At 72.1% G+C, this 20,561-nt stretch carries 19 protein-coding genes; 7 read left to right on the top strand and 12 right to left on the bottom strand.

Features of this window, described 5'->3' with window-relative positions; all coding sequences use genetic code 11:
* Nucleotides 1-80: 80 nt before the first annotated feature.
* Nucleotides 81-1,253, bottom strand: coding sequence for a sulfite oxidase (locus tag ACSMTC_RS30560; RefSeq protein ID WP_436562960.1), 1,173 nt, complete (start codon nt 1,251-1,253; stop codon nt 81-83).
* 231 nt (nt 1,254-1,484) lie between these two features.
* Between ACSMTC_RS30560 and ACSMTC_RS30555 the strand changes: the two genes are divergently transcribed.
* The 3 genes from ACSMTC_RS30555 (at nt 1,485) to ACSMTC_RS30545 (ending at nt 3,154) form a co-directional block, all read left to right on the top strand.
* Nucleotides 1,485-2,261, top strand: coding sequence for an alpha/beta fold hydrolase (locus ACSMTC_RS30555; protein WP_436562959.1), 777 nt, complete (start codon nt 1,485-1,487; stop codon nt 2,259-2,261).
* 95 nt (nt 2,262-2,356) lie between these two features.
* Nucleotides 2,357-2,728, top strand: a complete 372-nt coding sequence (locus ACSMTC_RS30550; protein ID WP_436562958.1) for a MerR family transcriptional regulator — start codon at nt 2,357-2,359, stop codon at nt 2,726-2,728.
* 240 nt (nt 2,729-2,968) lie between these two features.
* Nucleotides 2,969-3,154, top strand: coding sequence for a hypothetical protein (locus ACSMTC_RS30545; RefSeq protein WP_436562957.1), 186 nt, complete (start codon nt 2,969-2,971; stop codon nt 3,152-3,154).
* Nucleotides 3,155-3,268: 114 nt separating this feature from the next.
* Here the strand turns inward: ACSMTC_RS30545 and ACSMTC_RS30540 are convergent, their stop codons facing one another.
* Entirely contained in the window at nt 3,269-4,753 is a 1,485-nt protein-coding gene (locus ACSMTC_RS30540; protein ID WP_436562956.1) for a DUF2398 family protein, read from the bottom strand.
* A 159-nt stretch (nt 4,754-4,912) separates the two neighbouring features.
* Here ACSMTC_RS30540 and ACSMTC_RS30535 point away from each other — a divergent pair, with 159 nt between their 5' ends.
* A complete protein-coding gene (locus ACSMTC_RS30535; RefSeq protein ID WP_436562955.1) occupies nt 4,913-5,773 on the top strand; it encodes a sterol desaturase family protein in 861 nt (286 codons plus the stop codon).
* Nucleotides 5,770-6,489 (top strand): lysoplasmalogenase, encoded by a 720-nt coding sequence (locus tag ACSMTC_RS30530; protein ID WP_436562954.1) that lies wholly within the window; start codon nt 5,770-5,772, stop codon nt 6,487-6,489. Before ACSMTC_RS30535 ends, ACSMTC_RS30530 begins: the two co-directional genes overlap by 4 nt.
* An 85-nt stretch (nt 6,490-6,574) precedes the next feature.
* Here ACSMTC_RS30530 and ACSMTC_RS30525 read toward each other — a convergent pair whose 3' ends face one another.
* From ACSMTC_RS30525 to ACSMTC_RS30495, 7 genes are all read right to left on the bottom strand, one after another.
* Complete coding sequence (locus tag ACSMTC_RS30525; RefSeq protein ID WP_436562953.1) at nt 6,575-7,489, bottom strand: hypothetical protein; 915 nt, start codon at nt 7,487-7,489, stop codon at nt 6,575-6,577.
* Nucleotides 7,490-7,653: 164 nt separating this feature from the next.
* Nucleotides 7,654-8,457: an exodeoxyribonuclease III gene (locus tag ACSMTC_RS30520; protein WP_436562952.1), complete on the bottom strand. Its 804-nt coding sequence runs from the start codon at nt 8,455-8,457 to the stop codon at nt 7,654-7,656.
* A gap of 314 nt (nt 8,458-8,771) precedes the next feature.
* Nucleotides 8,772-9,203: a hypothetical protein gene (locus ACSMTC_RS30515; RefSeq protein ID WP_436562951.1), complete on the bottom strand. Its 432-nt coding sequence runs from the start codon at nt 9,201-9,203 to the stop codon at nt 8,772-8,774.
* A 431-nt stretch (nt 9,204-9,634) separates the two neighbouring features.
* Nucleotides 9,635-10,744, bottom strand: a complete 1,110-nt coding sequence (locus tag ACSMTC_RS30510) for an ROK family glucokinase (RefSeq protein ID WP_436564855.1) — start codon at nt 10,742-10,744, stop codon at nt 9,635-9,637.
* Nucleotides 10,745-10,746: 2 nt separating this feature from the next.
* Complete coding sequence (locus ACSMTC_RS30505) at nt 10,747-11,562, bottom strand: ATP-binding cassette domain-containing protein (protein ID WP_436564854.1); 816 nt, start codon at nt 11,560-11,562, stop codon at nt 10,747-10,749.
* Nucleotides 11,523-12,554 (bottom strand): ABC transporter permease, encoded by a 1,032-nt coding sequence (locus ACSMTC_RS30500; protein ID WP_436562950.1) that lies wholly within the window; start codon nt 12,552-12,554, stop codon nt 11,523-11,525. Before ACSMTC_RS30500 ends, ACSMTC_RS30505 begins: the two co-directional genes overlap by 40 nt.
* A complete protein-coding gene (locus ACSMTC_RS30495; protein WP_436562949.1) occupies nt 12,551-13,540 on the bottom strand; it encodes a substrate-binding domain-containing protein in 990 nt (329 codons plus the stop codon). The genes ACSMTC_RS30500 and ACSMTC_RS30495 overlap by 4 nt, the downstream gene beginning before the upstream one ends.
* 353 nt (nt 13,541-13,893) lie before the next feature.
* Between ACSMTC_RS30495 and ACSMTC_RS30490 the strand changes: the two genes are divergently transcribed.
* Nucleotides 13,894-14,973, top strand: coding sequence for an alpha/beta hydrolase (locus ACSMTC_RS30490; protein ID WP_436562948.1), 1,080 nt, complete (start codon nt 13,894-13,896; stop codon nt 14,971-14,973).
* 111 nt (nt 14,974-15,084) lie between these two features.
* Here the strand turns inward: ACSMTC_RS30490 and ACSMTC_RS30485 are convergent, their stop codons facing one another.
* The 3 genes from ACSMTC_RS30485 to ACSMTC_RS30475 form a co-directional block, all read right to left on the bottom strand.
* A complete protein-coding gene (locus tag ACSMTC_RS30485; protein ID WP_436562947.1) occupies nt 15,085-16,374 on the bottom strand; it encodes an acyltransferase family protein in 1,290 nt (429 codons plus the stop codon).
* A 2-nt stretch (nt 16,375-16,376) separates the two neighbouring features.
* Nucleotides 16,377-18,533: a bifunctional polysaccharide deacetylase/glycosyltransferase family 2 protein gene (locus ACSMTC_RS30480; RefSeq protein WP_436562946.1), complete on the bottom strand. Its 2,157-nt coding sequence runs from the start codon at nt 18,531-18,533 to the stop codon at nt 16,377-16,379.
* A gap of 169 nt (nt 18,534-18,702) precedes the next feature.
* Entirely contained in the window at nt 18,703-19,227 is a 525-nt protein-coding gene (locus ACSMTC_RS30475; RefSeq protein WP_436562945.1) for a hypothetical protein, read from the bottom strand.
* Nucleotides 19,228-19,471: 244 nt separating this feature from the next.
* Here ACSMTC_RS30475 and ACSMTC_RS30470 point away from each other — a divergent pair, with 244 nt between their 5' ends.
* Nucleotides 19,472-20,503 carry a glycoside hydrolase family 26 protein gene (locus ACSMTC_RS30470; protein ID WP_436562944.1) on the top strand — a complete coding sequence of 344 codons (1,032 nt, stop codon included), beginning with the start codon at nt 19,472-19,474 and terminating at the stop codon, nt 20,501-20,503.
* Nucleotides 20,504-20,561: the final 58 nt, after the last annotated feature.

The raw sequence follows: 20,561 nt of genomic DNA, 5'->3' as shown, positions 1-20,561 counted from the left end.
ATGTTAAGGACAGCTCACAGATTGCGAACGGCGCAGCGAGGCACCCTACCAGTGGTAATGAGCAGGTCACCGCATGTGGTCTAGACGACATTCACGGGGTGCCGCACCATGGCGTCGAAGAGGTAGCCCTCGCGGTTGACGGGCGTCACCCGGGGCTGAGTGTTTCCCTCCACGTCACCGGCGCGCGCCAGCAGTGTGTGCCGGCCCGGGTACCGGGGCTGCCAGTCGACGCTCCAGCGCGTCCAGACGGCGCGGCCCGGTTCGTCCAGGAGCCTGGCGCGGCGCCAGTTCCGGCCGTCGTCGAAGCTCACCTCCACCCACTCGATCGCCGGCCCGGCGGACCAGGAGCGCCCGTACAGCAGGTGACGCTCCCCCAGGGCGAGGGTGGCGCCCCGGGCCAGTTCGAAGACGGACTTGACCGTCTGCCGGGTGAGCGGCGCTCCGCCGTCCTGCGGGTAGTCCGGGCCGAACATCCGGTAGAACTCGGTGTTCCACGGTGACCGGAGCGGCTCGGTCGAGACCTCGATGGTGCCGACCCACTTGATCGAGGCGATCCCGACCCAGCCGGGCACCACCAGCCGCAGCGGGGCGCCGTGATCGGCGGTCAGCGGGGCGTCGTTCATCTCGTACGCGAGCAGGACGTCGTCCAGCGCCTTGGAGACCGGCAACGGCCGGCGGACGTGGCCCAGGTTCCGGCCGTCGGAGGTGACGTAGTCGGGGTCGAGTCCGATCGGCATCACGTCCACCGCCTCGGGGCGCAGTCCGGCCAGGTGCAGCACCTCGGCGAGCCGCACCCCGCGCCAGCGGGCGACGCCGATGCCGCCGAGCGTCCAGGGGGTGCCGGGGACGTCCTGCCGCTGCTGGGTGGTGAAGAAGCTCCGGCCGTTGCCCGCGCACTCGATCGCCGCGCTGTACGAGGTGGCCGGCAGCCGGCGCAGTTCCGCCAGGTCGAACCGGACGGCGGGTCCGGCCAGTCCGCTGCCGGTGAGGGTGAGCCGCCAGCCGTCGGGGTCGATCACCGGGGTGCTGGTGTGGTTGCGGACGAAGAACCGCTCGGTGGGGGTGTGGAAGCCGGTACAGCTGTCGCGCAGGGTGTCCCAGCGCATCTCGGCGTTGGTCCCGCGCGGGATGAACCACTCGGGCGGCAGCGGCTTGACGATCCCGGGCCTTCCGGCCGCCGCCTCCGTTCCGGGCCGCGGGGTTTCCTCGCCGCTGACGGTGTGTCGCACACGGTTGTACTCGAACTCGTCCATCGGTCGCGTCCTTCCGTTCGGGTGGCTGGGAGGAGGCGTGTCCGCGGGCGCCCGCGGGGTGGTCGGGCGCCCGTAGCAGCCCAGTCATGCCCGGATGATAGGGCGGCCCGGAGCACTCCGACAGCCGTCGGCTTGACCCTGACACAGGTGTCAACCTCTAGCTTTCCCAGTGACGGCGCCGCACCGGCCGAAACCCGGCATCATGTCCGACGTACCATCAAGGAGTTGACCATGGCGGAAAATTCACTCTCCCGGATCACCAAGGGCAGCGGTCCCGCGCTCGTCCTCGCGCACGGCGCGGGCGGCGGTGCCGAGGCGAACTGGGGCACCCTCATCGGCCCGCTCGCCGAGCACTACTCCGTGGTCGCCCCGGACTACCCGGGCTCCGGCGCCAGCCCGGTCGAGGAGGGCCCGCTCGACCTCGACGACCTCGCCGACCGGCTGGTCGCGGCGGCCGTCGAGGAGGGGCACGAGAGCTTCGACCTGGTCGGCTTCTCGCTCGGCTCGGCGGTCTCGGTCCGGGCCGCGGCCCGGCACCCGGAGCGGGTGCGTTCGCTGGTGCTGGTCGCCGGGGTGGCCAAGGCCGGTTCGCAGATCCGGCTGGTGATCGACGCGCTGCTGGCGGCGGAGCGGCTCAGCCCGGAGCTGTGGGGCAAGTTCAACATCACCTACGCGTTCGGCGCGGACTGGATCAACCGGCACTCGTCGGACGAACTCACCCTGCTGGCAAAGGCGGTGGCCGCGGGCACACCGGCCGGGCTGCGCCGGCAGTTCGAGCTGGTCTCCACCGTGGACATCACCGGCGACCTGCCCCGGATCACCGTGCCGACCCTGGTGATCAGCACCACCGAGGACACCCTGTCCGTACCGGCGCAGCACCGGACCTTCGCCGAGCACATCCCGGGCGCCCGGCTCCTCGAACTCGCCTCGGGCCATCTGGTCGCCATCGAGCGCGGCCCCGAACTGCTGGCCGCGATCCGGGACTTCCTCGCGGAGCAGCACCGGTGAAGACGGCGGCAGCGGTCACCGGTCCGCCGGTGGCCCTCCCGCGGGCCGCGCCGTTCGCCCGGAACAGCCGGTCGCACAGCGGCGTTGGACCGGGTATGCGCATCGGAGAGCTCTCCCGTCTGACCGGCGTCTCGACCCGCCTGCTGCGGTACTACGAGCAGCAGGGGCTGCTCCAGGCCGAGCGCACCTCCGGCGGGTACCGGGAGTACGGCGCGGACGCCCAGGTGAGGGTCCGCCAGATCCGCGGCCTGCTGACGGCCGGACTCCCCACCAGGGTGATCGCCGAGATCCTCCCGTGCGCCACCGGGCCGCTGCCCGCCCTGGAGGCCTGCCCCAGCCTGCTGGCCACGCTGCACGCCGAACTCGCCGACCTGGACGGCCGGATCGAGACCCTCCTGCAGAGCCGCGCGGCCCTGGCCGACTACCTGGCCACCGCCCGGCCGGCCACCGCCCCGTACGCGGCCTGAACCCGGACAGCGGCCTGAACCCGAACAGCGGCCGGCCGGGCGCGGCCGCCCACGGGCGCACCGCCTTCACTCCTCGAACGTACGGTGCGGCTCCCCCGGCCCGGACCGGCGGAGCCGCACCCGGCCCTCACGAACCCCTCACCCGCCCGTCACCTGCGCAGATGTCCCGACGCCCGAGCCCCGCCCAGTCTTCACCCGGGCGTAGTCATCGCTTAACGCCGTTCTGGAATGCTCCGCACCATGAACGCTCAGCCGACCTCGGCCCCGCAGGCCCTTCCCCCGGAACGCTTCCCCCTCCCCCAGCGGCACCGCCGCGTCCTCGCCTGCGCCGCCGTCGCCGCCTCGATCGCCCTGGGCAGTCTCGGTGTGGCCGCCACCGTCGAAACCGTCCGCCAGGACACCGTCGCCGCCGCAGCAGCGCGCTGAGCCCGCCGCCCGGGCCCGCCCGCCGCGCCCGGCCCCGGGCAGCGGTCCCGAAGGCAGCGGCCCTCAAAGAGCCGCGCCCCCAGGCCGCGAGGCGGCGCCCGGCAGGCCGCCAGGTCAGACCATCAGCTCCTGCTGGACCGCCGGCCCTGGCCGGGAGTGCCGCCCGGACCCCGACGTCCGGTGGACCTCCGACGGCGGGGCGTAGCGCGCGGCCGGAGCCCGCAGCAGCCAGGCCCGCCCGGCCGGAGCGATCAGCTGCATCCGGCGCAGCAGATCGAGCGCGTCCCGCCGGAATCCCGCCAGGTCGGCCAGGTAGTCGCGGTGCCACCCGGCCGCCAGGCCGTACTCGTCCGTGATGTCGCCCAGCGCACCGTCTATCAGCGCGTCGGGAATCAGCACCGCCGACGGCGCCGACTCCTCCGGCAGCGGCCGCAGATCCTCCACCAGGCGCTCGGCCAGCAGCAGGGCGGCCTGGGCGAGCGTGCCGCTGCCCGGCAGGGCGAGGTCGGTGAGCTCGTCGGCCGGATCCAGCAGGGCGACGCCCTCGGCCCTGATCTCCGCCTCCAGCCCGAGGAAGTCGGCGAACAACTCGGCCTCCGCCCACTGGTGCTCCAGCAGCCAGCCCCGCTCCTCGGCGCTCAGCTCGTCCAGCAGCACCACCGGGGTCTCGGCGAGCAGCCGCCGTACGGTGAGAGCCGGACCTTCGGCGGGCGGCGCGGCCAACGGACCCAGTGCGCGCGCGAGTTCACGGTCGACCTGTGGAGCGCCGTCCGCATCCCGGGTCAACACCTGCCATTCGTCCAGGAGTTGAAGGACATCGTCCCGCTCGGCCTCGACCGGTCGCCCGTCGGCCAGCGCGCTCAGCGCCCGTACCAGACCGGCGTACCCGGCCGGTTCGAAGCCGGTCAGCCCTCGGCCCGGCAGCCCGGCCTTGTGCAGCCGGGCGTAGGAGTGACCGATGGTCAGCGGGTAGCCGAGCACCGTGAGGAATCGTTCCGCCAGCCAGTCCGCATGACGCCGCACCAGCGGAAAGCCCGCCGCGTGCGGGCCGGTCGCGGTCACCAGCGGGTGTGCCGCCAACAGCCGGGCGGCGGTGCGCCGTTCGACCGCCACCTCCTGCGGCGTACTGCCGGGCGAACGCTCGGGCTTGCGATGCCGGCCGCGCGTCGCCGGGGCCACGGGGGGCTGCGCGTCGGCGGCGATCCGCCGGGCCCGGCGCGGGCCCCCGGCCTGCCGGCCCACCCGGGACCTGAGCCCGGCCGGGAGCTGCACACTCGGCCCGTGCCACCAGCTGGTCCCCGGCCCCGCGGCCCGCCCGGCCTCCACCACACCGCCGAAGTGCCGCGCACCGTAGAGCCCGTAGGCCGCCGTGAACAGATCGTGCGCCGCACCGGGGTCGGCCGCCGCCAACCGCACCGCCAGGCGCTCCGCCCGGGTATCGGCAGCGGCCGCACCGACCGGAGCCGCCGTCACGGCGGGCGCCCCGGCGGGTATGTCGGCAGGCGCGTCGGCGATGAGCTGTCCCGCTCCCACCCCGCGCCCGGTTGCCAGGCCACCGGGTGCCGCTCCGGCGCCGGTGGTGTACTCGCGCTGCTCCATGTCGCACACAAGACTAGACGGTGGGTGAGGCGGCTCGCGGCACCGTCCGGACCGGCCGGGGGAATCGGCGCCGATTCCGGCCGCCCGGTGCGCGACGATGTCCTACGCACCGGTAACCACCCCTTCCGCAAGCCGCCCGGCGTCGCCTATCGTCCTGGCATGCCCCGCCTGCCCGACGTCGTGCTGTGGTCGATACCTGCCTTCGTCCTGCTCACCGCCCTGGAGATCGTCTCGTTCCGGGTCCATCCGGACCAGGACGAGCGCGGCTACGGCGTCAGGGACACCGCGACCAGCCTCACCATGGGTCTCGGCAGCCTCCTCTTCGACGCGGGCTGGAAGATCCCCGTCGTAGCGGTCTACTCCGTGCTCTACGAGCTGACGCCGCTGCGGGTGCCGGTGCTCTGGTGGACCGTCCCGCTGATGCTGCTGACCCAGGACTTCTTCTACTACTGGGTGCACCGGGGCCACCACATGGTCCGGATCCTCTGGGCCAGCCATGTGGTGCACCACTCCAGCAGGCACTACAACCTCTCCACCGCGCTCCGCCAGCCCTGGACCAGCGCCACCGCCTGGCCGTTCTACATCCCGATGATCCTGGCCGGCGTCCACCCGGCCGCCCTGGCCTTCTGCTCCTCGGCCAGCCTGGTCTACCAGTTCTGGATCCACACCGAGCGGATCGACCGCCTGCCGCGACCGGTCGAGTACGTCCTCAACACGCCGTCCCACCACCGGGTGCACCACTCCTCCCAGGGCGGCTACCTGGACCGCAACTTCGGCGGCATCCTGATCGTCTGGGACCGGCTGTTCGGCAGCTTCACCCCGGAGACCACCAGGTGCGTCTTCGGACTGACGAAGAATCTGGACACGTTCAATCCGCTCCGGGTGGCCACCCACGAGTACGTCTCGATCGCCCGGGACGTCGCCAGGGCCGGCAGCTGGAGCGACCGCGTCCGTCATCTCACCAAGGGGCCCGGCTGGCAGCCGGCCCCGACCGACCGCCCGGAGGGCAACCCCGCATGACCATCACCCGACGCCTGCGCAGCGCCCGCGGCCTGCTCGGTACCCTCGCCGCGACCTCGGCCGCCCACCTCGGTGCCATCGCCACCGGTGCGAGCGTCCTGCAGGCCGCCACCAAGCCGGCGCTGATGCCGCTGCTCGCCGCGCACACCCTGGCCAGGGCCGAGCGGACGCCGAAGCTGCTCACCGCGGCGCTCGCGGCCAGCACCGGCGGCGACGTACTGCTGCAGGTCGGCGGCGACACCGCTTTCCTGGCCGGGATGGGCTCCTTCGCGGCCGCCCATGTCTGCTACGTCACGATGTTCGTCAAGCGGGGCGCGCTGAACGACCACCGGCGCACCGTGCTCGTCGCCGCGGCGTACGCGGCGGCCTGGGCGACCCTGGTGAGTCAGCTCTGGCCCGGCCTCGGCGACCTGAAGATCCCGGTCGCGGCCTACAGTCTGCTGCTCGCCTCCACCGCCGTGACCTCCGCGGGCCTCGGCTGGCGGACGGGCCTGGGCGGGGCGCTGTTCCTGCTCTCGGACACCCTGATCGCCACTCAGCTGGCGGGCTGGCGCGAACTGCCCGGACACGGGTTCTGGATCATGGCGACCTACATCGTGGCCCAGTACCTGCTGGCCGTCGGCACCCTGCACGCGCAGACCGCCGACGCGTCCGGCACCGAGCCGGCCGGAGCCCGGACGGGCCTCGGCGCCCCGGTCCACTCAGCCGGGCGCTGAGCGGGGCGCCGTCGACGGGAGGCCGGCGGTGGACCCGCGCCAGGCACAGGCCTCGCGGGTCCGACCCGGGTTCACCGCCGGGCCTTCAGTGCCTCGCCGCGTCCTCCTTGGCGCCACCGCGGCGGCGCAGCAGCCAGACGCCGCCGATCCCGGCCGCGACCAGCGCGGCCCCGGCGGTCAGCTGCTTCGGGTCGCTGGTGATCGAACCGCCCAGGCCGGTGCCCATGCCGCCGTGCGGGTAGTGGCCGGAGGAACCCTCGTGGCCGTACCCGCCGTCGTGACCCGAGCCGCCGTCTCGGCCGTACCCGCCGTCGTGACCCGAGCCGCCGTCTCGGCCGCCCCCGCTCTCATGGCCGTAACCGCCCTCATGGCCGGAGCCACCGTCGCGGCCGGCCCCGTTCTCGTGGCCCCGGCCGTTCTCGTGGCCCGCACCGTTCTCTCGCCCCGGGTCCCGGACCGGCCCGCCCGGCCGCTCCCCGAACTCCCCGACACCCTGCCCGGGGGCGGGAGCGGGGGCGGGAGCGGGCGCGGGCGCGGGCGCGGGCGCGGGCGCGGGCGCGGCGTTCACCGTGGATCCCGCACCGGCGGCGCCCAGCGCGACCTCGACGGCCCCGGCAAAGCTCCTGCCGTCCGGGCACTTGCCCTCGACGCCCCACTTGTTGTCGCCCTTACCGGACTTGCCCGACGCAAGCCGGGCCAGCTCCTCCTTGGCCACCAGGAGGGCGGTGCCGCTGTACTTCCCGTCCTGACCGGCGCTGAGGGTGGCCTTCCCGCCGGAGAACGCCTGCGAGCCGGCGGTCACGGTCCTCTCCGGACTGCTCCCGCAGGCGACGCTGACCGTGACCGACTCTCCGGGGGCCGCCGCGGCCGGGCTGACCAGGACCGATTCGGCGTTCCTGGCCGCCGTCTCGGACGTCGCGGAGCCGATCGCGGCCGGGACCGCGACCGCGACCAGAGCCGAGCCACCCAGCAGAGCTGCGGCCGTACGCGTGATGCGCATGCCCGTACCTCCAGGTTCTCGGGCGCAGCCGGGGACTTGGCCGTCCACGTGATCGGACGACTACGCCCTGTCGCCCCCGACGCTAGGCAGCACCGACACCGGCGGCCACCGCACGGGCCCGTTCGGGTACCCGGAAGGCCCCGGCGGGACCCGGCGGGACCCGGCTACAGCGCCAGGTCGACCACCACCGGCGCGTGGTCCGAGGTGCCCTTGCCCTTACGGGCCTCGCGGTCGACGTAGCTGTCGCTGACGGCCTCGACGAAGGGCTTGTTGCCGTAGGTGAGGTCGATCCGCATGCCGCGGTTCTTGGGGAAGCCGAGGGCCCGGTAGTCCCAGTAGGTGTACGGGCGGTCGTACTTCAGCGCGCGCGGCACGACGTCCTGCAGGCCGGCCGACTGGAGGGCGGCGAGGGCGACGCGCTCGGGCTCGGTGACATGGGTCTGGCCCTCGAAGGCGGCGCGGTCGTAGACGTCCTCGTCGGCCGGGGCGACGTTGAAGTCGCCGAGCACGGCGAACGGGCGGGCCCCGGCGGCGTCCTCCAGGACGGACCGGCGCAGGGTCTCCAGCCACTCCAGCTTGTAGCGGTAGTGGGCGTGGCCGACCTCGCGGCCGTTGGGCACGTATACCGACCAGACCCGGACCGGACCGCAGGTCGCCGCGATGGCGCGCGGCTCGGTCTCGGGCAGCAGCGCGCCGTCGGCCAGGTAGCCGGGCTGCTCGGGCAGGTCCCGGACGACGTCGGTGAGGCCGAGCCTGGAGAGGATCGCCACGCCGTTCCAGCGGCCGGTGCCGTGGGCGGCCGCCTCGTACCCGAGCTCGCCGACCGCCTCGAAGGGGAAGGCGTCCGTGGCGCACTTGAGCTCCTGCAGGCAGAGCACGTCCGGCTTGGCGCCGTCGAGCCACTCCAGCAGCTTGGGCAGCCGGGCGGTGACGGAGTTGATGTTCCAGGTGGCGATTCGGACGGTCACGGGCGGCCTTCCCGGGCGTGCGGAGCTGGTGCGGACAGGGACGGAAACCCTCACCGGGAATCCCACCCCGAACATACCGCCCGCCACCGACAACCCCGGCGACCCGGTGGAAGGCCCGGGCAGCCGCTCCGCAGGCCCGGGTCGCCTCCGGCCCGCCGGCGTGCGGAGGTGACACAGGATGTAACGGTTGAGTACACGAAATGCAGATCTTTTGAAGAGCAAGACGATCACTTCGATACCTTGCGAGCCGTTTCTCCACTCCCCGCAAGCTCGAAGGATGCCGCAGCGACCGTGTACCAGCCTCCGGACCCGTCCTACCCGTACCCGGCACCGACCCCGCCACCACCGCCGCCCCGCCCCTGGTGGCAGCGGCGAGCGATCCAGGTGCTCGCGCTGATCTTCCTGCCGGTGGCGTCCTTCGCGATCGCCTGGAGCTGGCCGCGCGCGCTGTGGAAGCGAATACTCAGCACCGTCCTGGCCCTCTTCAGCTGCCTCTTCTGGCTCGGCGCCCTGGTCGGCCCCGCGCCCAGCCAGGCCACCCCTGACGCGCCGTCGGCCGTGACCTCGACGGCCGCCACCACGCCCGACCCCTCGCCGACGCCGTCACCTTCGCCGTCACCGTCGCCGACTCCCACGCCGACGCCGACGCCTTCGCCGGAGGCGGCCGACAGTTCGCCGGCCCCCGCTCCCACCACGGCGGCACCGGATCCCGCACCGGAGGAGACCCACGGCACCTCCGGCTCCACCGGCGGGTCCTCCTCGACCGGCGGCAGCCACTCATCGGGAGGAACCGGGTCCGGCGGCTCCGGCTCGGGCGGCGGTTCCTCCGGCGGCTCCGGCTCCGGAGGTGGTTCAGGCTCAGGAGGCTCCGGCTCAGGCGGCGGCTCCTCGGGTGGGGGCTCGTCAACCGGGGGTTCCGGCTCCGGCGGCAGCTCCACCGGAGGCGGTTCGGGCCCCGTCGTCCACCCCGGCGCGTTCTGCTCCCCCGAGGGCGCCACCGGCGTGACCTCGAAGGGCACACCCATGGTCTGCGGCCCCGGCTCCGACGGCCGCAACCGCTGGCACGCGGCCTGACGGCGCGTCCGCCCGCACCGGGCCCGTCCCGGGCCGAACAGGCGGACGCCGGCCCGGGGCGGACCCGTCCCGTCCCGGGCCGGCGTCGCCCCGGATGTCCGTCTCAGGCCAGGTGGGCCCGTTCGGAACGGCGGCGTTTGATGGTGCGGAAACGGCGCGCGACCTGGCGGGCCAGGTCGGCGGCGCCGACCAGGCCCGCCTCGTTGCCGAGGGCCGCGTGGACGATCTGGGCCTCGGGCCGGAAGCCTCGACCGGTGAGGGTGCGCTTGAAGGCCTCCTGGGCCGGGCCGAGCAGCAGGTCGCCCGCCTCGGAGACGCCGCCGCCGATGACGAAGCGTCCCGGGTCCAGGGCGGCGGCCAGGTTGGCGATACCGACGCCGAGCCAGTTGCCGATGTCGTAGAGCAGCTCGATGGCGACCGGGTCACCAGCCCGGGCCGCCTCGGTGACCAGCGGCCCGGTGATGCCCTCCCGAGTGCCGCCGGCGCGGGCGAGCAGCGGCTCGACCACCGGCGACTCCTCCTCGACCAGCGAGCGGGCCTCGCGAACCAGGGCGTTGCCGGAGGAGTACTGCTCCCAGCAGCCCCGGTTGCCGCACGGGCAGCGGTGACCGCCCGGGACCACCTGCATATGGCCGAACTCGCCCGCCAGACCGTACTTGCCGCGGTCCACGAAGCCGTCCCGGACCACCGCGCCGCCGATGCCGGTGCCCAGGGTGATCATGACCATGTGGTCCTCGCCCCGGCCGGCCCCGAAGCGCCACTCGGCCCAGGCGGCGGCGTTGGCGTCGTTCTCCACCACCACGGGGAAGCGGAAGCGCTCGCTCAATGCCTCCTGCAGCGGTTCGTTGCGCCAGTTCAGGTGCGGGGCGAACAGCACCTTGGAGCGGTCCGCGTCCACCCAGCCGGCCGCGCCGATGCCGACCGCGTGGACGTCGTGCCGGTCGGCCAGTTCGAGTACCAGCTCGACGATGACGTCCTCGACCACCTTGGCGCTCTTACTCTTGTCCGGGGTCTCGGTGCGCAGCCGGTCGATCACCTTGCCCTCGCCGTCGACCACTCCGGCGACCACCTTGGTGCCGCCGATGTCCACCCCGATGGTGGGCAGGCGCAGCACGCTCGGGGGCAGGGCACGGCGGCGCCGGTCGGCGTTGCGCGGGCCGAGGCCGAAGAGGGTGGGCAGCACGGGCGGCCTGGCGGTGCCGCTGGGGATCACGGTCACGTCGGCGGATGCTCCTTCGGTTCGGTACGGCCGAGTTCGTGGGAGAGCTCGGCCAGGTCGGAACCGCCCGCCATCTCAGTGGTGAGCTGTTCCAGGCTGATCTCCGAGCGCGGATGGCTACCCGCCATCCTCCCTCGTTTCAGCAGGGTGAAGTGGTCGCCCACCAGATAGGCGTGGTGCGGATTGTGAGTGATCAGCACCACGCCGAGCCCGGCGTCCCGGGCGGCGGCCACGTACTTGAGCACCACGCCGGACTGTTTGACACCGAGTGCGGCCGTCGGCTCGTCCAGGATCAGCGCCTTGGCGCCGAAGTGGACGGCCCTGGCGATCGCCACGCACTGGCGCTGGCCGCCGGAGAGGGTGCCGATCGGCTGGTCCACGTCCTGCAGTTCGATGCCCATCTTCGCCAGGGCGTCCCGGGTGATGCTGCGCATCCTGGGGACGTCCAGGCGGAAGCGGCCGAGTTCGGCGCCGAGGAAGAAGTTCCGCCAGACCGGCATCAGCGGCACCACGGCGAGGTCCTGGTAGACCGTGGCGATGCCGCGGTCCAGCGCCTGCCGGGGCGAGCTGAGCCGGACCTGTTCGCCGGCGATGGCGTAGCTGCCCTCGTCGTGCGGGTGCAGCCCAGCGATGATCTTGATCAGGGTGGACTTCCCGGCGCCGTTGTCGCCCAGCACACAGCTGATCCGCCCCTGCTGAACCGTCAGCGAGACGCCTTCCAGCGCCCGGACGGCCCCGTAGGACTTGCCCACATCCGTCAGTTCGAGAAGTGTCACTTGCCCGGCCCCCGCTCCGCCCGTCGCTTGACCCAGTGGTTGAGCAGCGCGGCCAGCAGCAGCATCGCGCCGAGGAAGAACTTGAACCAGTCCGGGTTCCACTCGGCGTAGACGATGCCCTTGCTGGTCATGCCGAAGATCAGCGCGCCGAGTGCGGAGCCGACCACCGAGCCGTAGCCGCCGGTGATCAGGCAGCCGCCGATCACCGCCGCCACGATGTAGATCAGCTCGTTGCCGACGCCCTCCCCCGACTGCACGGTGTCGAAGGAGAACAGCAGGTGCTGCCCGAGCACCCAGGCGCAGAAGCCGACGCCCAGGTAGAGGAAGATCTTGGTACGGGCCACCGGCACGCCGACCGCGCGGGCGGCGGCCGCGTCACCGCCGACCGCGAAGATCCAGTTGCCGAAGCGGGTGCGCAGCAGGACCCAGCTGCCGAGCAGCATCAGGCCGAGCCACCACCACACGGTGGCCTTCAGGGTGAGCCCGCCGACGGTGAACTGGGAGGCGAACAGCCAGTGGCAGGAGGCGAAGCCCTGCATGTCGGCGATCGACTTGGTGGAGACCGTGCCGGAGATCACCTTGGTGACGCCGAGGTTGGCGCCGGTGAGCATCAGGAAGGTGCCCAGCGTCACGATGAAGCTGGGCAGCCCGGTCCTGGCCAGCAGCCAGCCGTTCAGTGCGCCGATCCCCAGCGCCACCGCCAGCGAGACCAGCGACCCGACCCAGGTGATCGCGGTGAACTGGTAGGAGACCATCGAGGAGGTCAGCGCGGCGGTGGTGACCGCCACCCCGGCCGAGAGGTCGAACTCCCCGCCGATCATCAGCAGCGCCACCGGCACCGCCATGATCCCGATGGTCGAGGCGGTGTAGAGCACGGTGCCGATCGAGGCGGGTCTCAGGAAGCTCTCCGCGGCCACGGCGAAGAACACGAAGACCGCGACGGCGGCGAGCAGCGCACCGAGTTCCGGGCGGGAGTGGTGGTGCCGGCGGCGCGGCGACCGCTCCTGGGCGAGTACGTCGGTGCTCATCGGGTACCTCGCGCGACGTACTCGGCGAGCGCGGGGGCGTCGTCCTTGGTGAGCACCTGCGGTCCGGTGAGCACCGGCTTCCCGCCGCCGAGGGCGTCCAGGTTGTAGCGGTAGAGCCAGAGCAGGTCCACGCCCTCGTAGCCCTGGAGGAAGGGCTGCTGGTCCACGGCGAAGCCGACGGAGCCGGACTTCAGGCCGTCCACCACCTGGGTGTTGAGGTCGAAGGTGTCCAGTTCGACGCCGCGCCCCACGTCCTGGATGGCCTGGAGTCCGGTGGCGGCGAGCGGGGCGCTGAGGGTGAGGACGGTGTCCAGGTTCGGGTCGGCCTGGAGCTTGGCGGCGATCGCGGACCGGGCGTCGGGCAGGTTGACCCCGTTCACGTAGAGGGTCTCCAGCTGTCCGCCGAAGGCGCCCTTGGCGCCGGAGCAGCGCTGCTCCTGGCCGATGTTGCCCTGCTCGTGGATCACGCACAGGACGTCCTTGCGGCCCCGCTTGCCCAGGGCCTCGCCGGCCGCCTGGCCGGCCGTGCTCTCGTCCTGGCCGATGTGGGTCAGCGCGCCGAAGCGGGCGGAGTACTCCTGGCCGGAGTTGATGCTGATCACCGGGATGCCGGCGGCCTTCGCCCGGGCCAGCGGGGCGGCCATCGCCTCGCCCTTGGCCAGGGTGACCAGGATCCCGTCGACCTTCTGGTCGACGGCGGCGTCCACCAGCTGGACCTGGCCCTGGGTCTGCGCGTCGTTGGAGTAGAGGAAGGTGATGTTGTCCTTGGCCGCGGCCTGTTCGGCGCCCTTGCGGACGGTGTCCCAGAAGGCGTCGCCCGCCCCGGCGTGGGTGATCATGGCGATCTTCCAGCGGGGGGTGTCGACCGCGCCGCCCGCCGTGCTCGCCGCCCGGCTGCGGGCCTGCTCGGCGCGCAGGCCTCCAGTACTACTGCAGCCTGCCGTCAGCAGGGCAAGGGCGAGGAGCATCGTTACGGTTCGTGGCATACCTCCTATTGTCGGTGCGTTTCTCCCAGGTCAGCACGCACCCCCTCACTCGGACCGCCGCGCGGGTGACGGTACGGCAGCCGCACGGCCTCCACAGCGGGGGGCCGGGCCGTTGAACGCCCCCACCCGGACGGGTGGCAGACTATGTCCCCGCACTTAGCCGGTTCCCAGCAACATGTGACGTTCCTCTCAGCTTTCCACCAGGTTCGAGAGCAACTGATCTCCCGTTCGAGACCGTCTGATCCCATCGGAGTGCGTGCCGGGCAAGCGGTGCCCGGTCAGCCTGCAACCCGGATACGAGAATGTAGATGCAACTCACAGGTAAGCCATTTCTGATCCTCACGATCGTCCTTGTGCCGGTCTCGATCGCGGTTGCCATGCTGTTCTGGGGGAAGGTGCGCGGTCCCAAGCCGCTGCAGTTCCTGACTCGGCTGATCATGATTCTGTTCACCCAGATCACGGCCGTGCTGATGGTCTTCGTGATGGTCAACAACGCCAACCTGATCTACGGCAGCTGGGACGACCTGCTGGGTACCGGCAACCACATCCGGGCCGTGCCCGAGGTACCGAAGGAGGACCCGAACGCGGCCCCGGGTCAGGCCGCCTCGGACCGGCCCAAGGTGATCCAGCAGTTCAAGGCGGTCGACGACCCCAAGGTCCCCAAGGACGTCAAGACCACCGATCTGAAGGGCCAGCTCTCCGGTGTGGACGGCGAGGTCGTGGTGTGGACCCCGCCGCAGTACGACGACCCGGCGTACAAGGACAAGAAGTTCCCGGTCGTCGAGCTGCTGCCGGGCTGGCCGGGCTCCTCCTCCACCTGGTACGGCTCGCTGCACGTCACCGCCAAGCTGAAGCCGCTGATGGAGAGCGGCCAGGTGGCCCCGTTCATCCTGGTCTCGCCGCGCACCCTGCTGCTCGGCAACACCACCGACACCGGCTGCGCCGACGTTCCCGGCAAGGTCAACGCGGAGACCTGGCTCAGCCGTGACGTGCCGCAGATGGTGATGGACAACTTCCGGGTGGACGACTCCGCCGACCGCTGGGCCGTGGCCGGGTACTCCGCCGGCGCCCACTGCGCCGAGAAGCTCGCCGTGTCGCACCCCAACCGCTACCGCGCCGCGATCAGCCTCTCCGGTTACAACGACCCGGCCGCCGAGCCGGCTTCGCTCACCGCGAAGGATCCGCACCTGCACGAGATCTCCAACCCGCTGAACATCCTGAAGAACGCCGCCACCCCGCCGAAGGTCGCGCTCTTCATGGCGGGCGCCAAGACCGACGGCTACGAGGCCGGGCTCGCCGTCAAGGCCGCCGCCAAGGCTCCGACCACGGTCACGGTCCAGGAGATCACCGGCCCGCACACCACGGACGTCTGGGCCAACCTCCTCCCCGAGGCCTTCAAGTGGCTGACGGGGGTCATCCCGGTCCAGCACTGAGATCGAACGACCCGGAAGGGGCCTGCCGAAACGTTTCGGCAGGCCCCTTCGCGTTCCCAGGCACCACCCGGGTCCGCCTCATCCGCTGCCCAGTGCCCTCCCAGCCGCCGCTCAGTCTCCGGCGGCCCGGCGCCTGCCGAGCTGCCGGCGCGGCCACGGGAAGAGCCTGAGTGAACGTTTCGCCGCCAGGTCCTCCATCCAGCCGAAGCAGAGGACGAACAGGGCGATCAGCGGGAGCGCGATCATCAGCGGGAACCAGTGGCTGCGCAGCAGCCACTGGCCGTGCTGGAACATGAAGTCGATGTCCCAGAGCCGGTCGATGATCGGGATCGCCAGGACCAGCGCGGTGTTGTGCCAGAGGTAGACACTGACCGCCCGCGCGTTCAGCAGGCTGATCAGGCCGTTCCAGCGTTCCAGCGGCCGCGGCCAGCTCTCCCAGGACGGACTGAGGTGCAGAAGCAGCAGGACGAAGCCGAAGGACCAGACCGCCTGGGCGATCGGCACGCTGTCCAGGTCGCTGGGGGCCGTCGGGTCCTCCACCGGCCTGCTGAACAGCCACCAGAGGCCGGCCACCATGATCAGCGGTGCCACCGAGGGCGCGAGGTACTGCGGCAGCCTGCGCAGCAGGCCCTCCTGGTGGGCCATGCCGAGGATCCAGCAGGAGCCGAAGGTGGTGAAGTCGGTGACGGTCTCCCAGATCCGGCCCTCCTGGTCGAACAGACCGGAGTTGATCAGGATCGACAGGGCGAGCGGGGTGAACACCGTGATCCACGGCTGCCGGCGGAGCGCCTTCAGCATCAGCGGCGAGAGCAGTACGTACCAGAGGTAGGCGCGCAGGTACCACAGCGGCACCGCGATCTGCTCGGCCCAGGTCGGCTCGACCACGCCGTGGAAGCCGTGCAGGTTGTCGCCGAACGGCGGGGTGCTCAGCGGCAGCACCCAGAACGCCAGCTCGCCCCACCAGCGGGCCGGGTTCCCGGCGGAGCCCGGACCCCAGCCGTCCAGCACCATGGCGGTGATCAGGACCGCGCCGAACAGCCACATCGGCGGCAGCAGACGGCGCAGTCGCCCCCGGATGACGCTGAGCGCCGGGCGGCTGAGCGAACGGGCCATCAGCGACCCGGCCAGCGCGAACATCACACCCATCGAGGGGAAGACCAGCGGCAGCCAGGCCCAGCCGAAGTTGTGGTACAGCACGACCCGCCCCAGGGCCAGGGCCCGCAGCAGGTCCAGGTAGCGGTCGCGCCCGCCCTTGCGCGGCGCGGGTGCCTGCTCGGCGCCCTGCTCGGCACCCTGCTCGGCACCCTGCTCGGCCGGCCGGGCCTCGGGGGCGAGCCGGGGAAGGCGCAGCCGGATGGTGTCGGAGCGGAGGTCGGGGGCGAGGGCGTAGGACTCGGACATGATCAGACCTCCACGATCGGCGCCGCGACCTCGCCGGTGCGCCGTAGTTTCTGCCAGCGGAGCCGGCCGCCGGTCACCGCCGTGATGGAGGACTGGAGCAGCACCAGGTACATCAGCTGCCGGTAGACCACCTGCTGGACCGGCAGGGTGACCAGGTGCCAGGGCTTCTCGCCGTCCAGCCGGAAGGCGTACCAGGCCAGACCGCCCTGGAGCAGCAGCACGGCGGCCCAGGCGCCCAGGGTGCCCGGGGCGTCCACGAAGAACACCCCGTACAGCAGGAACAGGTCGATCAGCGGGGCCAGCAGCGGGGCCAGCACGCCGAAGAGCACCACCAGGGGCAGGCCGACCCGGCCGAAGCGGCCCGCCGGGCCCCGGTCGAGGACGGCCCGGCGGTGCTTCCACATCGCCTGCATGGTGCCGTAGCTCCACCGGTACCGCTGCGACCACAGCTGCTGCATGCTGGCCGGGGCCTCGGTCCAGGCCCTGGCCCGCTCGGCGTAGACGACCCGCCAGCCCTGGCAGAGCATGGCCATGGTGATGTCGGTGTCCTCGGCCAGGGTGTCGTCGCTCATCCCGCCGACCTGGAGCAGGGCGCTGCGGCGGAACGCTCCGATCGCCCCGGGGATGGTGGGCATGATGTTGAGCGAGTCGTACATCCGGCGGTCGAGGTTGAAGCCCATCACGTACTCGATGTGCTGCCAGGCCCCGATCAGGGTGTCCCGGTTGCCGACCTTGGCGTTCCCGGCGACCGCGCCGACGCCCGGGTCGGCGAACGGCTGGATCAACTCCCGTACGGTGGACGGCTCGAAGACGGTGTCGCCGTCCATCATCACCACGATGTCGTGGGAGGCGTTGGCGATGCCGTTGTTGAGCGCGGTGGACTTGCCCCCGTTGGGCTGTCTGATCAACCGGACGTTGGGCAGCGCCAGTTCCTCCACGATGTCGGAGGTACCGTCGGTCGATCCGTCGTCGATGACGATGATCTCGATCGGATGCTCGCTGGCGGCAAGGGAGTTGAGCGTGTTGGCGATGCACTCGCGCTCGTTGTAGGCGGGGACCAGTACCGTCACGGGCGCGGTCACCGGCGGGCCCCAGGAGAAGTCCGGACGGCGCGAGCGGCGGGCGTGCCGGGTGGCCAGCACCAGCATCAGCGCGAACCTGGCGAAGACCAGCGCACCGACCACCGCCAGCAGCCCGATCAGCCAGGGCAGCACGGTGACCGAGATCTGGGTGCAGAGGATGAACGCCTTCCCCGCCCAGAGCTGGTAGCCGTGCACCGGGACCATGGTGTCGGAGGCACCGAGCGCCTCCCCGATGCTGGCGAAGCGGTAGTTCTGCGCCTGGAGCCGGTCGATGATCTGGCCGAGCGCCGCCACCGTCTGGGAGCGGTCGCCGCCGGCGTCGTGCAGCAGCACCAGCTCGCCCTTGCCCGGCACCTTGGGCATCGCGGTCTTGACGATCGCGTCCACACCGGGGCGCTTCCAGTCGTCGGTGTCCGAGTCGATGAAGGCGGTGAGGTAGCCGCGCTTGCCGACGTCCTTGGTCACCGGCCAGGTCCAGTCGTCCAGCGCGTCCGCGGTGGACGAGTACGGCGGGCGGAAGAGCGAGGAGTGCACGCCCGCGACCCCGGCCAGGGCCAGCTGGGTCTGGCCGAGCTCCCAGCCGAGCCGGCTCCTGGACTGCAGCGCCAGGTCGGGGTGGGTGAAGGTGTGCAGCCCGATCTCGTGCCCGCCGGCCACGATCTTCCGGATCAGGTCCGGATTGTGCGCGGTCATCGAACCGGTGACGAAGAAGGTGGCGTGGATGTGGTGGGCCGCCAGCAGATCGAGGATCTTCGGCGTCCACACCGGGTCCGGGCCGTCGTCGAAGCTCAGCACCACGGTGTGGTCCGGGACGGAGTAGCTCACCGGGTGGTCGTTCCTGGGACCCCGGGCGTCGATGATCGGACCACCGGTCAGCAGGTTCGGCGGCACCGTGGTCTTGTCGACCGAGACGGCGATCCGGGCGTCGTGGAAGACCTCGTTGGTGGCCATCCCGCGCAGCACCAGCATGGCGAGCAGACAGACCAGCAAGGACACCGGCAGGAAGAAGCGCAGTGGCGGGGCGGCGAGCCGGCGCGGCCGAAGAATCGACTGCCGCCGTCGCTGATGGCGGGACATGTGTGTACCTGGATCCGGAACGTGGGTGAGGTCGGTGAATCTGGGGTGGAGTGCGGGCTGCGACCGACCGGCAACAGGGAGCGTGGGTGAAGGAGGGGGTCCCCCGGCCGGAGGCTGGGGGAAGAGAGCGCAGCGCGCGATGTCCAGGCGAGAGCTGTCGCCGGTCGGTCTAGGACTTCGCCGTATGGGTTCCGGTCACGGCGCCGGGCGAGCGGCTCGGGTGCGGCGCCGTCGCGGTCGGCCTTCCGCCGGACGGACTCTGGGAGTGCACCGGGCTCTGGGAGTGCACCGGGCTCTGGGAGTGGCCCGCTCCCGCCGACGGCTTCGCGCTGCCGGCGGGCGGGGTGGCCATGGCCGCGGGACCGGTGGCGGCCGGCGAACCGGAGGCCGGCGGTGGACTGCCCATCGGCGAGGGGGAGACGGCAGGCAGGCCGGTGGCGCTCGGCCGGGGGCCGGCGATGGTGCTGGACGGCTGGGGCGGCACCTGGAGTGCGGGTGCCTGGGACTGGAGGCCGATGAGACTGCTGCTGAGTGCCGCCGCGCCCATGGCACTGGCCAGGCCGATCAGCCAGCCGAAGCCGCGGAGCCTGCGCCCGCGGCTGCCTGACTGGTCGACGAAGACCGGGGAGTGCCCTGCGGTCGGGACGGCCGGCCCGGGCTCGGGATGCTCGGGCCGAAGAAGTGGTACTGCCACCGAGGGCGGGGCCTTTCCAAAGGAACTGGGAGTCGCGGTTCTGCTGCCAGGGAGGACCGTAGTGCACATTCGTCAGCGGAATCTGCATCAATGTTCGATTTGGGTGGATCTGGCCAGCTCTTGTGACCTGATCGCAATTCCTCCTGGAACATGACACTTTTCCCGCTCATCGGATGACCTCATAGGATGCCCGGAACCCGCCGATGAAGTCGGCCCGAACCATCCCGCTCAGGAACGGCCCCCCTTGATCAGAAGCGCTCTCGCCGCCCGCGGACCCCGGACCCACCGCGCGGTCGCCCTGGCCGTCGCCGCACCGCTCCTCCTCGCGGCGTGCAGTGGCGGCGGCGCGGCTCCGGCGAGCGGTCCGGCGGCCACCAGCCCCGCGGCCTCCCCTTCGGCCCCTCCCTACGACGCGTCGGCCCTGCGCACGCCCGGAGGCCGGCTGTTCGGCGTGGCGTCCGACGGGGCGGTCGGCGATCTCGCACCGGTCAACTCGTTCGGCGCCAAGGCCGGGCACCAGCCGGACATCCGCGAGTACTACCAGGAGTGGGGCGACGACTTCGACCCCGCGGGCAACACCAAGCTGTGGCACAACGGCCAGGTGCCGATGCTCACCTGGGTGCCCGAGCAGGCGCCGCTCACCCGGATCGCCTCCGGCGGCGAGGACGCCTACCTCACCCGGTTCGCCCAGCAGGTCCGCTCGTACCAGGGACCACTGGTGATCAGCTTCGCACCGGAGATGAACGGCGGCTGGACCGCCTGGGGGCCCGGCCACGCGAGTCCGGCGGACTTCGTCGCCGCCTGGCGGCACATCCACGACGTCTTCCGCGACCAGGCCACCACCAACGTGATCTGGGTCTGGACCCCGCATGTGACCGACTCCGGCACCCCGGCGGCGATCCGCCCGTACTACCCCGGTGACGACTACCTCGACTGGGTCGGCCTGATCGGCTACTACGGCCCGCAGGACGGCAGCGACTACCGCACCCTGTTCACCCCGACCATCCGCACCGTCAGGTCCTTCTCCGCCAAGCCCCTGCTGATCGCCGAGACCGGGGTCGCGGAGGGCCCGCGCAAGGTCGCCCAGATCGACGACCTGTTCGCGGGCGCGGCCGCGAGCGACGGCCTGATCGGACTGGTCTGGTACGACCTGCTCAGGCAGTGGCCGGGCAGCAAGCAGCCGACGGACTGGCGGGTGGACAGCTCCGCGGCGGCGGCCGCCGAGGTGGCCAAGGCGGCCGCCGGGCAGAAGTTCGGCTTCCGGGTCGCCCCCTGACGGTCCCTCGGGGGAACGGGCTCAGCCAGGGGTGCCCGGCCCCCGCAGCGGGGGCCGT

Source organism: Kitasatospora sp. HPM-01-4, from assembly GCF_051374625.1.
In the GTDB taxonomy this organism is placed as follows: Bacteria; Actinomycetota; Actinomycetes; order Streptomycetales; family Streptomycetaceae; genus Kitasatospora.
The sequence above is the reverse complement of the archived record's forward strand: the minus strand, read 5'-3'. Positions and strand labels throughout refer to the sequence as shown.